The organism is Sulfitobacter brevis, from assembly GCF_900112755.1.
Lineage (GTDB): Bacteria > Pseudomonadota > Alphaproteobacteria > Rhodobacterales > Rhodobacteraceae > Sulfitobacter > Sulfitobacter brevis.
Map to the genome: position 1 here is coordinate 1 of NZ_FOMW01000032.1, position 13,695 is coordinate 13,695.

Consider the following 13,695-nt stretch of genomic DNA (forward strand, 5'->3'; position numbering starts at 1 on the left):
CCCAACCGATGACGCGGCGAGAGTACAGGTCAAGGATGACGGCCAGATAAAGCCAGCCCTCACTGGTCCAGATGTAGCTGATGTCTCCTGCCCACTTTTGATTGGGGCCATCAGCTGAGAAGTCCTGATCCAGTAGATTGGGCCCAATGTTGAACGTGTGGTTGCTGTCAGTCGTGGCCTTGTATTTTTGGGTTCTGATGATCTTGATGTCGTTCTCACGCATCAAACGACCTACGCGCCGGTGTCCGACCTTCAGTCCCAGCTCCTGCAGCTCTTCGGTCATACGAGGCCGACCATAGCTTTGCAGGCTCAGACGGTGTTGTTCGCGGACATGTGCCAAGATCACCATATCGTCGCGCTGCCTGCGGCTCATTGGACGGCTTCGCCATGCACGGAACCCCCGCGATGTGACCTGCATGATGCGGCAGAGAAATTCTACAGGCCAAACTTCTTTCCAGGCATCGATGAAAGCAAACCTCATCGGCTTTGGCCCGCAAAGAAGATTGCCGCCTTTTTTAACACTTCCCTCTCCTCGCGCAGCAGCCGGACTTCCTTGCGAAGGCGTCCATTCTCCTTTTCGACGTCCTCGTGCGGGCCCGACATCAGATCGTCATGCTGATGCTTCTGAACCCACTTGTTCAAAGTCGAAAGACCCACGCCCAAATCTGATGAAACTTGCGGTCTTGTTAAGCCGCTTGTAACCGCAATGCGCACTGCATCACGTCGAAACTCGTCTGTGTATCTCTTTGCCATTCCTTATCTCCTTCATAGCAAACATTGCTCGAAAGAGACCGGAACTAAACCGTGGCAAGACCAAACTGTACTGGACGCTGGCATTCGGAGCGACCTGCCAGAAAAGAAGCGTCTTGCGTTGTACTCCGGCCATTCCCTGCGGGCCGGCCTTGCCTCTAGCGCTGAGGTTGACGAGCGTTTCGTCCAGAAACACCTCGGTCAGGTCTCGGCTGAGATGACCCGCAGATACCAACGGCGCAGAGACAGGTTCCGCGTGAATTTGACCAAAGCTGCCGGGTTGTGATCGCGCAAGATGCATCACGCCGCCTTCCCGCTCAAACGTCCGTAGAAACTCCGTTCCAGATGCAGCTCCCCTGCCCCGGCTTTCTCGACCATGCCTCGCAGATACCCGCCGGGTGATGCCACTTCGCCATCACTGAACTTCTCGAAAATCAGCGCCATTGCGGCAGCGGCCGCTTGTGCGCCTAACCGTTCTTGCGCAACAGCCCAGGCGTGTTCCGAAACACCGACCATGGGCCGAACCTGTCCGGCAACACGGTGCATTTCGCTCCAGTTTTCAATGTAGCCACCTAGATCGCGGGCCATTTGGGTAAATCCAGGGCATGCCTGCATCACCGTGCCCAAATCCAGCACAGTTCCCCGTGGTTTCTTGGCGATTGTGCTCCAATTATCCTGCTTGGTTTCTACGGGCGGTTCGGTTGCCTCTCTGGGCACCACATCCGCCGCCTCCTTGTGTTCAGAGGAATTACTAATTACAGGATGAAGTTGATTTGTATATGGTATGTGAGGTTCATAATTGGACCCCTTGGGGTTCATTTCTTTAGTATTCCTGGAAGACTGGACTGCGATAATCTCTGTGTTTTCCACAGTAATTTCAACAGCTTCGTCGCGATCCGCAAACAGACAGTCGATCTTGTCTTTTAGTGCATTAAAGCGCTCAAGAAGGTCAAACAGCCAGTCAGAGTTGGCCGAGCGCTTTGGGAGACGGTCTAACAACGACTGGAAGGCATCTGTGAAGGCATCCCAGGGGCCGCTTAGAGCTTGCTCCGTTGCGATCTCGATCTTTGCGCGGATGGTGCGGCGTGCGATCGTAATCTGACGCTTGGCACGCGCGCAGAGTTGCCGCTCAGCTTTTAGATGCCCAAACAGGATCTCGAATTCTTCGGCGCGCGCAGCCATTGGGGCCAAATCGTAGCCATAGGCCTCGATGATATGTCCTTCAGCGTCCCTGTGACCCCAACGCTTACCATTAGGGCTGTCCTTGAACGCAATAACACCGGCGTCAACGAGCCGCCTGGCGTGCCGTTTGAGCGCTGAAAGGGAAAACCCCGTCTGTTCCATCAAATAGGCGTTAGATGCCCAGACAATGGGCCGCCTGCCCTCTTCCCAGTCCTGTGGCTGGGTAAATGCCCCGAATGTATCGAGCAGCATCATATCGCTGGCCTTAAGCCCGATGTGCGCGGCCACGCGTTTGCAGGCAAGAAGTGCCTTGTTTTTGGGTATAGTTAACCCTTCACCGGCTTGGGCAAGCTGTTCAGCAATGCCAAGACCCGGTGTCGGCTTGCGCCAACCTGATTGTTTCATGCCTGTATTCCACCTCCGCTTTATGTGGAGGCAAAAGAAATCCGTTCACCAAATCGGTGTTGCTTTGTTGACAGCGATTCGCGGGAGAGGTATCTATCAGGTGTTCAGATTGATTAGATCAGCTCTCAGGCCGCTTGGTTTGGGGGCTTTTCTTTTGCCGTTAATTCACTTGGTCTTCTCCTGTTTTGACGAGAGAAATGCTTCATAGAGGCCATCAAGGTTCTCGGCGAGATAGTTACCGAACTCCGAGGCGTCTGTTGATGTCAGTGAGACGCTGAACGCTTTGCCAGACTTCCCAACAACACCTTTGATCCGTCCGCCATTGGCGGTCCAAGTACGTTTTTCTAAGGTCGCACGTTTCGTCTTCTTACGAAGCGCCCTGCCCTTTTCAGAAAGCTTGCTCAGAAGCAGCTCAAACCGTGCGTCACTTTGCAACTCGGCAAAGCTTTGGTCACTCACCAATTGCTGCGCCAACTTTATGTTTGCTGGTACCGTCATCAGCTTCTTGAAGCCTTCCCAGCGATCCCGGCCAATTTGTTTCGCGGGACCCACGGCATCGATGACGTCGCGTGGGATTTGTTGCGCGACGGACAGCATACGCGAAAGAAGTGTTCCATCCACGGTGAGCGCAGACATGATTACATCTTTAGGCTGCCCAATATCTGAGAGACTTCTCGCAAAGACCGCTTTTTCAATAAACGACAGGTCAGCTCGAGCTGTGTTTTCATGGCCTTGCGCAAGAATATGAGCAACGTCGTCCATGGACTTAACGACAGCGCGAACCATACGACCCAACTCGGCGGCTGCGCGCACACGCCTATGGCCAAAAACCACCATAAATCGACCAGATGTTTCGGGATGAGGTCGCAACAATACCGGTGTGTCTTGTTGCCCCTTTTCTATAGAGGCCTTGAGTTCTTGAAACGCTTCGTCATCTAGCCCAAGCCTGTCGCTAATAAACGAGCTATCGATTAGGTCTGGCAATATTTCAACAATCGTTTCGCCATCCATCATGCGGCGTGCATCTTCGGCGAGGCTATCGATGGAAACTTTCATGGACTTAGATGCGCCGCGCATTGCGTAGTTCGTGCGCCCGCCATCAGATGCCTTATCGGCGGTTGGCTCCATCACGCTTTTCAAGAGGTCTTTACGTGCCATGATGGTCCTCCAAACGAACTGCGACGAGGATTTTCATAGTCCAAATTTCTAAATCTGCACGGCTGTCAAAAACTGTCATTTTTAGCGTCCCCAAGCTTCATGAACGAGGTCAGTGATTTCGTCGTTCACGGCGTTAAGTGAGTCCATTGCACGGTCATACGTGGCGCGTACAAATTGGGCGCGCTCAACCTCATAAAGTGTTTGCTTGGTAATCCCAGCATCAGAAATTGCTGTGGATTTGACCATATGAGATTGCAACATTTGGCCGGGGAACATGGCTTGCATGAAGCCGACCATTTGTTTTTGCGGGCTATCTGTTGGCTCAAAGCGGGTCACAAGATAGCGAAACCATTTAAGGTTCATCTGAGCACCCGCATCGCGGATTGTCTTCATGATACCGCCCAACATGAGAAGAAACTGGCTCATAGACATTACGTCCAACATCTGGGGGTGCACGGTGATCAGGACTGAACTCGACGCTGTAAGAGCAGTTAGGGTCAAATATCCGAGTTGCGGGGGGCAATCGATTACAACGATATCGTAGCGATCATCGACCTCTTTCAATGCCTCTGAGATGCGTGTGAAGAACGCGCGGCCAGCCTGCGGGTCCTTGCTCGTTAAGGCGACCGGCGTATCGTACTCGTACTCTTGAAGATCCAGACTTGCAGGAATGATATCGAGGTTTGGAATGTTCGTCTTACGGATTACTTCAGTTATAGATTTCCGTTCTTCATCGTAACGCAATGTCTCGTATAGGGAGGGCACCTCATCCAACTCTGGCTGAATTCCATGAAGCGCTGTCAACGATGCTTGTGGGTCCAAGTCAATCGCGAGAACTCTATGACCGCGCAGCGCAAGGTGCTGGGCGAGGTGGGCTGCGGTTGTCGTTTTTCCGCTGCCACCCTTGAAGTTCACAACCGATATGACGTGGAGGTCTTCACCTTCTTGCCGATGTGGCACATATCGCTTTTTCCCAGAACGACCGTGCTTATCAAGGTAGGCCCTTAGCTCCAGCATCTGCTCCCCAGAATAACTACGCCGCCCTGAAGTTGAAGTTGTTGGCTCAGGGCCTTTGCCCTCAAGATGCAATTTCTTGATGTTTGACTGGGTTACCCCGAGAAAGTACGCCACTTCGGCCAAGCTGAACTGGCGTAAACTCTTCTGAGCGTCGGGAGGATACTGCTCCATGCGCAACATATTGAGTCTGTCAGAAATCAATTCCCCCTGTTGAAGGATGATCTCGTCGAAGGGTATAGTAGCCCCATTGTTCTCAAATTCCCTCATAGTCACCGCCCGCTCTCATCAAATATCGCTTTTAGCACGATTTCTCTTATATAAGTGTCATTAACGTGGAACGGCGAGTCGGGCAACATGTTTTCCACAATGGGAATTATGCCTTTAGATTTTCGGCGAGAGCCCCACATCTTGTGGTATCCAATCCATTGGCGCAATTTTTCGCCGCATCTGCTGGAGTGAAACGCATAGCGCGTTTAATTTCGCCTAGAGCAAATTATTTAACTATATCGATATAAACGATAATTCTACGTCTGCACGGCTGTCAAATTGATGGCGGTGGTCGTTACAGTAGGTGGCTACTTAACACTTTGCGCATGCAGACGAGCAGTGTTCAGCTTCTGACTATTGCACGAACTTGAGCTTCAAAAACTTCGTGTGAGTGAAAAATAGGTCTCGCCTAACAGTGCGCATCGCAAAATTATCGAGTCCCGATTCTCTTTGATTATTGACCCGATTTACTCGAAATAGTTGACCTTTGATGTTCTTTGTCGATCCTAAGGATCGACCAAGATTTGGGTTTATGCCGCCTCTTTAGAACCCGAAGGAATGATGGCTTGCAGGGGCATGTCATCCTAGCTCGCGGCTTTGCCGAGATTGGCAATGAAGTCGTGATCGCGGACCGTCAGGATGAAGTAGTAAGCGCCGGTGACTCTGTTCTGCTTCTTCCACATGCCACCGCACTCGACCAATTTGCCGCGAGGTATGCGAGGGAGCGGCCAAGGACACGGTACGTCGGTACCATGGGGTTGCTGCTGGCTAAGGCTCGGGCACACCGAAGGCGAAGCGTCAGCGGCGAGGGGCAGGGGCAGGGGAAAAAGCGGGAACAACCTTTGTGAACGGGACGACAGCTGCGACCAGCATTGTCGAGCAACTCAACACATCAGGAGAAAGCAGATGGCCGCAATGGGACTTGTGAGCTTCTCATTGGATTTTCCCGCACAGGCAGGCTCTTCTTACTAATCTAATTCAAGAAAAACGATCAGCGACGCTTAGCGTTTCGACGCCTATAGGCGTCCCGAGACTGTTACTTGAACGCCCTTGCATCTAATCAGCCGATCTAGTGAGTTTTACTCTGGAGCTTCTGAACCACGGGGACCCGAATTGATTTCACTAGTCATAGTAGGCTGCTCAACTTCTCGGTCGGACGGGCATAGAGCATTGTAATGTTCATGATCAAAAGTCTAAAAACCAAACAACAGATGAACGATCTCTCAGAGTCGGCAAGACGGCGTCGAAATCAGCCGTATTATGACTTGCATGCGCATTCACGATGACATACGTCATTGACACATAAGCCAATGACGTATAAATGGATTGAAGCAATGACACGATTGCAGACTGTTGTTGAGCTGCCCGAATTTCAGAGGCGCGCCAAGGCAATCATGTCTGACCAAGAACGCGAAGCTGCAATAAGCTTCGTTGCAGCCAATCCTGAGGCGGGTGTGTCCCTCGGCGGTGGTCTGCGCAAAGTACGTATACCTCGGGACGGAGGCGGTAAGAGTGGTGGATTCAGGACGATCTATGTATTTGGCGGAACTCACATGCCGATTTTTCTGATCACTGTATTCGCCAAAAATGAGAAGGCCAACCTGTCAAAGACAGAGCAAGCTGCGGCCGTGGAGATGAGCAAAGCGATTGTCTCAAGATATGGAGATGGAACATGAGCGCATTTGAGAGCGTAAAAAATGGACTGGAAGAGGCTCTAGCCTTTGCTAACGGTGATACCGCTGATGCGAAGGTGCATGACGTTACTGTAACTAGCGTCAATGTCGCAGAGGTCCGACAGCAAACCGGCCTGTCACAAGCCGCGTTCGCCAAAAGCATTGGTGTGGCAAAGGGAACTTTGCTAAATTGGGAACACGGACGTCGGCATCCGACTGGACCGGCACAGGTTCTGTTAGCACTTATCGCCAAAAAGCCATCAGTCGTTCAGGACTTGTTGCGAGGCGCGTGAACCGGGGCGTACGTCCAAATAGCGAACTTGCGGGCTTTTTGCGCGAGGTGTCGCACAAATTCAACACGCGGTTATAGGATCGCGAAACACGGGCATTGGGATGACTAACTGGGCTGATAATAGCAACACCTGCGGCGACGTGGTGATCCAACTCTCTCGAGCAGTGAAAAGGCACTACCGCACGCTTTGGGTCGATTTTCATTGCCATGATCTCACCACTCAAGAACGCGCTGGTACACCCCGAGGCCATCCGATACCCGACTTCTCTTGCTCACTATGTTGCCGGCAGGTGAAGGCGCGGTGGACATTAATAGTGCGCGGGGCAGGGGTCTCTTCAGTGACTAGATCCGCGGCCCTTTGGTCGGCATGAACAACGGCCTGATAGGCCTGATAGGGCGACATCGCCTGAGCCATGGACTAACAGTGCAAGGTGCAGCCCAACAGTGTCTGCAATGCCAGTTCCTGCACATAAGAGCGAAACCCTTGTCCAGCGCCGACAAGGCTCGTGACGAAAGACCCAGTTATTGGCCGCCCAAGTTGTTTTCCGCATCGACATGCACTCGTCATTAATCTTGGGGCACATCTTTCGATGCGCCCCAGAGTTTCTTGACGTCCTCCAGACCGAGCCGATTTCAGCGCGAGCTAACATTCGATATCAAGATGATTACTCAGCTGCAGTTGCCCAGCATAAGGGCGCAGCGACGTGCTCGAGCTCTCCAACCCACTTCAGTTCAGGATGCTGACGCAGAATCTTTATCGCGCCCTGGACCGCGCTGGAGGTATTTGGTGACATTCGGACGTGTTCTGTCAGCAGTGTTACGGGAGGCAGCGAATCTTCTTCGTAGTCAAAGATGAAGTCAAAGCTGTTCTCGCCAAATACAACCATGCCAAAACCGTTGAAGTGAGCACTATAGAATTCGCCGCAACAGGTATCGTACTCAATAGCTTCAAACATACTTTGGGTGAAATAGGGCGACCCCGTAAGCCCTCGCAGGGCGAGAATGTCGCTACTGCCGTTCCACTCTGTTGCGTCAAATTTACACAGCGCTGGTCCAGCGGCAGTCTGCCGGATTTGCGCCACAATCTTGGAGGCAGGCTCTGGCCCGTCATCGCGACATGCGTGATGCATTAGAATGCCCAAAAGATCACCTTCGCGCGCCGCCCCGAACTTCGCGAACAGTTGCGCGGTGATGTTCTCAAAATTGGCGCCGAGCGTAAATCGGGTCGGCAACACGGGAACATCTATCTGCAGAATTTCTCCCTCGGTCTCTGTGGAAGGCATCTGCGTCGTCCAGATCCCGCTATGTGTCGCGACCATTCGCTGAACGTCGGCAATGATTTCGTTCAAATAATCCATTTCCTCACCTGGGGACATGGCGGCGCACATCAGAACAGCCAGCTGTCGAAAGCAAAATTGCATTGTGGTCTGCGAGTCCCAGGCATTGCCGAGAGCCAGACGTGCAAGTTCTGACCGACACCGATCGGCTTTACCAACCCTTGTTCTAGGAATTTTGTGATTGGTGCCGTATCCGTTCCCGGCAGCTCTTGTACGGCTCACCAAGGCTCGAAACGCGGTAAAGTCGGAGGATGCCATCAGTTCCTCGTGCCCCGCGGCCAGGGCACGCAATTCGGCTACGGGATCTGCGCCAGACTCAAGTGCAAGGCGAATACCAGTCTCTATCATAGCATTCATCAAGCCGGTGAGGGAATCGAAAGTTTCAAAGTGAGATGGCGAATACGCCGTTTGCAGGGCGTGGATGGCGTGGTTGGTCGAGGTGGGAGTCATGAATATTTCCTGTTTAGTAAGGGCACGCAAACCCAATGTCAGCGTCCATGACCCCAACGTGGGTCTCGCTTTCAAAACACGGAAACCGGTTTGGCAGATTATTTTTCCAAAGGCGCAACTTTGGGTCATCGGCTTGACCATGAGGCAGTAAATTACCTGGTCAGCCCTGCCCTCTGGATGCTCGCTTTTGTGTGAGCATCCAGAGGGCAGGGCTGACCGGCTTCCTATGAGCGAAGGAAAGCGGTGAGTTTAAATCTGACTGGATGTCTCTTCGTGCTGCGTCTTGCGCGGCAGCTTGTCCGGGCAACAGGCCCCGGGAATGTAAAAAGAAAGAAAGACATGACCAAATCTCAAAAACGCGCCCTGGCGCTCCAGTTTCTGTCGCGCAACGACCTTCACCTCCAGAACGCGGTGTTGATGCTCGGCGGAGCGCCGGCATTGTGGCGGTTGCAGCGGTTGCGTCAGTCGTTGGCAAAGTCGCCCGGCTTTAACACCGGCCAGCGCCGCGGACTGACTTGGCTGCACCGGCTGCTCGCGCTGGAGGATATCGGACAAGAGGGTCCGATGGATATGATGTTTCTGAACCCGGCGGATCCCGCCGTTCATGACATCTGCCTGCTCAGCGAAAGCTGCGCGCGCCTGATGGCGCGGCTCGGCACGCCGGGTGAGGCGGCGACACAGACAGACGGGCAGCAGAACGGCCGTGTTGCACAGATCAACTGCACCTCAGAGCGCGCCCTACCCGAGACGGAATTCAGGCGGTACGTTCAAAACTTGGGCGGCCAAGTGCGGTCATCTGATTGAGAACCCGAACGCCAATCCTGGCTTCTGTTTTCTGATTTTCGAAGGTATGCGCCTTTAGCTTTGGCCCAATAACCGCCTTCCAGCGGCCCATGAGGGTTTCGCCCCGGCTGCGTTGGTTGTAGCCAGTGGCTTTCTGCCAGGCCATCCGCCCGCGGGCTGCGATGTCGGCGATATGGCGGTCACGTACCGTCGGATCTTTGGCTGCATTTAGGCTCAGTAATGCGTTTTTGGGGGGTGGGATCGTCAGCTCGATCAGCGATCCAAACCGAGCAGTAAGCAAATCAGATGTTGGTTTTCCATCATAAGCTCCGTCTGCAAGGAACCGATCAACCGGGCCGTCGATTTGATCCAAAAGACCTGGCAGCGCCGTCGGATCGCCGACGTCGTCCTTGGTGAGATCAGAGCAGACAATCTCACCACTGACAAGATCAAGACCGAGGTGGAGCTTGCGCCAAGAGCGCCGTTTACGCTTTGTTTTATGCCTTTTCTCCAGCCATTCGCCCTCACCGAAGATCTTCAGGCCAGTACTGGGGTCCATTCCGGTAGAGGGCAGAATGACACCCTAAGGGTTTTTGCGATGTCGTTTCATGATATCCAGGACGGTATTTTTGTTGATGCCGAGATCCCGTGCAATCCAACGATATGATCGACCATCTGTCACGGCTTGAATGACCTTTGGTGCAAGCTTATCGGATTTAGGGCGCTGCCCTGGTTGACGGCCTAATTTCTTACCCCTCGCGCGGGCGGCGGCGAGGCCGGATTTGACGCGTTCGCTCAGCAAGTCACGCTCGAACTGGGCAATGCCAGCCAGCATGGTAGCCATCATCCGGCCGTGGGGCGTGGCGAGTTCGAAGGTCATGCCGCTCATAGCGACAACAGAGACATTCCAGCCTACCAATCTGTTGAGGGTGTCCAGCAAGTCCTGGGTCGAGCGGCCCCAGCGGGACAGTTCGGTGACAAGAACTGCATCAATCTTACGAGCTTGTGCAAGGTCGATGATGCGATTACGGGCGCTCCGGTTTGAGGACGTCCCAGAGGCGGTTTCTTTAAAGATGCCAATCACGTCAAAGCCACCGCGTTCGGCAAAGGCTGTCAACTCTGCCACCTGCCGTTCGCAGGACTGATCCGAGGTGGAAACCCGGGCATAGATGGCGGCGCGCTGTCCCAATTGAACCCCCTTGGATTTAGGTCTTGTAAGGCGTTGATTTTGTTGAGGTCAAAATTGTCCTAAACAAACTAATGACTAACAAGGACAATGCACCATGCCAAGACGCTCCATTTTGACCGAACGACAGCGCACAAGCCTGCTCGACCTGCCAACCGACGAGGTGACGATCCTGCATAATTACACGTTGGCCGACGATGACCTTGACCACATCAACGAACGACGTCGGCCGGAAAACCGGATTGGTTTCGCCTTGCAGCTCTGCGCCTTGCGCTATCCTGGTCGATTTCTATCTTCCGGTGAAGTCATCCCAGAGCAGGTCATCCGCTTTATCGGTGCCCAACTGGGTCTGACAGGTGATGAAATCCTGCCCTATGCAGCGCGGCGTCAAACTCGGCAGCAACATCTGCACGCCCTGCGAGCGATATACGGTTACAAGATGTTCGCTGGTCGTGGCGCGCGTGATCTGAAAGGCTGGCTCGAACGCGAGGCAGAAACCGCTCGATCAAATGAAGACCTTGCCCGGAGGTTTATCGAGGAATGCCGCCGCACCCAAACGGTCCTGCCCGGTGTGTCTGTCATCGAACGCCTTTGCGCTGACGCGCTTGTTGCCGCTGAGCGGCGGATAGATGGCCGGATCGTGGCTCATCTCGATGAGGGGTTGAAGGGCCAGTTGGATAATCTGTTGACGGACATGGTTGATGGCACTGTCAGCCGGTTCATCTGGCTCCGGCAGTTCGAGGTGGGGAAAAACTCAGCGGGTGCCAGCCGCCTTCTGGATCGTCTGGAATTCTTGCAGGGTTTGGGGGTGTCGCCTGTTATTCTGGAAGGAGTGCCGCCCCATCGGATTACACGCCTGCGTCGTCAGGGCGAAAGGTACTTTGCGGACGGTCTGAGGGACATCACCAGCGATCGGCGCCTTGCCATTTTGACGGTCTGCGCGGTGGAATGGCACGCGGGAATCGCCGATGCGGTGGTTGAGACCCATGACCGGATCGTAGGCAAAACCTGGCAGGAAGCGAAGAGACTTTGCGACGCGCGTATCACGGAAGCGAAATCCGCCCTGCGCGACACGCTTTGCTCCTTCAAAAACCTGGGGGCGGCGCTTTTGGAAGCCAAGGGGGATGAGGCATCTCTTGATGTGGCGACCGAAACGTCCTGTGGTTGGCTTCAGCTGGAAGGCCTTGTGGCAACCGCGGCAGAGTTAACGGATACGATGGCCGCTGATCCAATCGCCCACGTCGTGCAGGGGTATCATCGGTTCCGGCGATACGCACCACGCATGCTGCGAGCTTTGGACATCCACGCGGCCCCTGTGGCGCTGCCTTTGATGCAAGCGGGACGAATTGTTGCAGATGGCCGAAATGGCAAACACCAGTCCACCAGCTTTTTGCGGCGGAGTTCAAAATGGCACCGCCACCTCAACACTGAGGCGGATGATGATCACCGGCTTTGGGAGGTGGCCGTTTTGTCTCATCTCCGCGAAGCGTTTCGATCGGGTGATATCTGGTTGGCGCATTCACGGCGCTATGCCGACCTGAAACAGGCTTTGGTGCCGATTGAGGCCGCACGGGTAACGCCAAGATTGACGGTCCCATTCGATCCGGAAAGCTGGCTTGCAGATCGCAAAGCGAGGCTGACTGATGGGCTTGACCGGCTGGCCAAGGCAGCGCGGTCTGGGGCCATTCCCAGCGGTTCCATAGAAAACGGCGTTCTGAAAGTTGACCGGCTGCCCGCAGCCGTGCCCGAGGCAGCAGAGGCTCTGGTGCTTGATCTCTATGACCGTCTGCCCGCCGTGCGTGTCACCGATTTGCTGCAGGAGGTCGATGAAGACATCGGCTTCACGGATGCCTTCACGAACGTGCGCACTGGCTCCCCCTGCACGGATCGCATTGGGCTGCTGACCGTATTGCTGGCCGAGGGGTTAAACCTTGGGTTGAGCAAAATGGCCGAGGCCACCAACACCCACGATTACATGCAGCTCTCGCGCCTGTCGCGATGGCACATCGAAAGCGATGCCATCAACCGGGCGCTCGCAGTGGTGATCGATGCGCAAGCGAACCTGCCCATGGCCAAGTTCTGGGGTGGCGGCGTCACCGCGTCCAGCGACGGACAATTCTTCCCCGCCGCGAGGCAAGGTGAAGCGATGAATTTGATCAACGCCAAATACGGATCTGAACCAGGGCTAAAGGCTTACACGCATGTCTCCGATCAGTTTGGACCCTTCGCAACGCAGAACATTCCCGCCACCGTGAGCGAAGCACCCTACATCCTGGACGGGCTCCTGATGAACGAAGCGGGCCGAAAGATCAAAGAGCAGTATGCCGACACCGGTGGCTTCACCGACCACGTCTTTGCCGTCACCTCGCTGCTGGCCTTCCGGTTTATTCCGCGCATACGGGACCTCCCCTCGAAACGGCTGTATCTCTTCGACCCGGCCGCCGCGCCAAAGGAGCTGCGCGGTCTGATCGGCGGTAAGATCAGAGAGGGCCTGATCATCCAGAACTGGCCGGATATCCTACGCGCCGTGGCCACGATGGCAGCGGGCATCATGCCGCCCAGTCAGTTGCTCAAAAAGTTCGCAGCCTATCCACGCCAGCACGAGCTGGCACTTGCCCTGCGTGAAATCGGCCGCATCGAGCGCACGCTCTTCATCGTCGACTGGCTGCTTGATGCCGACATGCAGCGCCGTGCCCAGATTGGTCTCAACAAGGGCGAGGCCCATCACGCCCTGAAAAACGCCCTGCGCATCGGGCGGCAGGGCGAAATCCGCGATCGGACCGTCGAAGGTCAACACTACCGTATGGCAGGGCTGAACCTGCTGGCGGCCATAATCATCTACTGGAACACCAAACGCCTCGGGCAGGCAGTGGCGGCACGAAAACGCGTCGGACTCGATGACTCTGACGAGCTTCTGGGGCACATCTCGCCTCTCGGATGGGCCCACATCCTCCTCACAGGCGAATACAGGTGGACAAAGCGCACCGTGGCCGCCTTGTGAGACAATCCTGCCCCGTACTGTCATGTGAAGTAATCACCCCCTATATCTTGCCAACTTCGCAGGCTGTTGCAGGCATCCGTCCAGTGTGACGCCCTGGGCGGGCTCACACCGCGCTCAACAGGCAAATACAGGCGGCGAAAAACAGTGCCCAAGGGCCTTAGGGTGTCATCCTGCCCCCTACCGGAATCTACCCC

The 13,695-nt window shown here is 54.7% G+C and carries 9 protein-coding genes and 4 pseudogenes; 5 read left to right on the top strand and 8 right to left on the bottom strand.

From position 1 onward, the window contains the following. A pseudogene (locus BM174_RS21480) lies at positions 1 to 753 on the bottom strand (IS3 family transposase); the annotation flags it as partial. Between the two features lie 61 nt (positions 754 to 814). On the opposite strand from BM174_RS21480, the pseudogene BM174_RS21485 reads away from it, so the two are divergent. Next, a pseudogene (locus BM174_RS21485) lies at positions 815 to 1,036 on the top strand (integrase); the annotation flags it as partial. A 14-nt stretch (positions 1,037 to 1,050) separates the two neighbouring features. On the opposite strand, the gene repC reads toward BM174_RS21485, so the two are convergent. From repC to BM174_RS21675, 4 genes and pseudogenes are all read right to left on the bottom strand, one after another. Next, positions 1,051 to 2,337 carry a plasmid replication protein RepC gene (gene repC, locus BM174_RS19630; protein ID WP_093925524.1) on the bottom strand — a complete coding sequence of 429 codons (1,287 nt, stop codon included), beginning with the start codon at positions 2,335 to 2,337 and terminating at the stop codon, positions 1,051 to 1,053. Between the two features lie 165 nt (positions 2,338 to 2,502). Then, entirely contained in the window at positions 2,503 to 3,495 is a 993-nt protein-coding gene (gene repB, locus BM174_RS19635; RefSeq protein ID WP_093925525.1) for a plasmid partitioning protein RepB, read from the bottom strand. A gap of 81 nt (positions 3,496 to 3,576) precedes the next feature. Beyond that, positions 3,577 to 4,779, bottom strand: a complete 1,203-nt coding sequence (repA, locus tag BM174_RS19640; RefSeq protein WP_093925526.1) for a plasmid partitioning protein RepA — start codon at positions 4,777 to 4,779, stop codon at positions 3,577 to 3,579. A 584-nt stretch (positions 4,780 to 5,363) separates the two neighbouring features. Then, positions 5,364 to 5,551: pseudogene (locus BM174_RS21675) on the bottom strand (hypothetical protein); the annotation flags it as partial. A gap of 562 nt (positions 5,552 to 6,113) precedes the next feature. Between BM174_RS21675 and BM174_RS19650 the strand changes: the two are divergent. Together BM174_RS19650 and BM174_RS19655 are read left to right on the top strand one after the other, a co-directional pair. Continuing rightward, positions 6,114 to 6,455 (top strand): type II toxin-antitoxin system RelE/ParE family toxin, encoded by a 342-nt coding sequence (locus tag BM174_RS19650; protein WP_093925527.1) that lies wholly within the window; start codon positions 6,114 to 6,116, stop codon positions 6,453 to 6,455. After that, positions 6,452 to 6,745: a helix-turn-helix domain-containing protein gene (locus BM174_RS19655; RefSeq protein WP_093925528.1), complete on the top strand. Its 294-nt coding sequence runs from the start codon at positions 6,452 to 6,454 to the stop codon at positions 6,743 to 6,745. The genes BM174_RS19650 and BM174_RS19655 overlap by 4 nt, the downstream gene beginning before the upstream one ends. 664 nt (positions 6,746 to 7,409) lie before the next feature. Here the strand turns inward: BM174_RS19655 and BM174_RS19660 are convergent. Next, on the bottom strand, positions 7,410 to 8,531 hold the full coding sequence (locus BM174_RS19660; protein ID WP_093925529.1) for a hypothetical protein: 1,122 nt from the start codon (positions 8,529 to 8,531) through the stop codon (positions 7,410 to 7,412). Between the two features lie 339 nt (positions 8,532 to 8,870). Between BM174_RS19660 and BM174_RS21205 the strand changes: the two genes are divergently transcribed. Next, positions 8,871 to 9,335: a hypothetical protein gene (locus BM174_RS21205; protein WP_093925530.1), complete on the top strand. Its 465-nt coding sequence runs from the start codon at positions 8,871 to 8,873 to the stop codon at positions 9,333 to 9,335. On the opposite strand, the pseudogene BM174_RS19670 reads toward BM174_RS21205, so the two are convergent. Next, a pseudogene (locus tag BM174_RS19670) lies at positions 9,286 to 9,864 on the bottom strand (IS5 family transposase); the annotation flags it as partial. The gene BM174_RS21205 and the pseudogene BM174_RS19670 overlap by 50 nt on opposite strands. A gap of 33 nt (positions 9,865 to 9,897) precedes the next feature. Then, positions 9,898 to 10,503 carry a recombinase family protein gene (locus tag BM174_RS19675; RefSeq protein ID WP_093925370.1) on the bottom strand — a complete coding sequence of 202 codons (606 nt, stop codon included), beginning with the start codon at positions 10,501 to 10,503 and terminating at the stop codon, positions 9,898 to 9,900. A gap of 94 nt (positions 10,504 to 10,597) precedes the next feature. Between BM174_RS19675 and BM174_RS19680 the strand changes: the two genes are divergently transcribed. Next, complete coding sequence (locus BM174_RS19680) at positions 10,598 to 13,501, top strand: Tn3 family transposase (RefSeq protein WP_093925371.1); 2,904 nt, start codon at positions 10,598 to 10,600, stop codon at positions 13,499 to 13,501. Positions 13,502 to 13,695 lie beyond the last annotated feature (194 nt).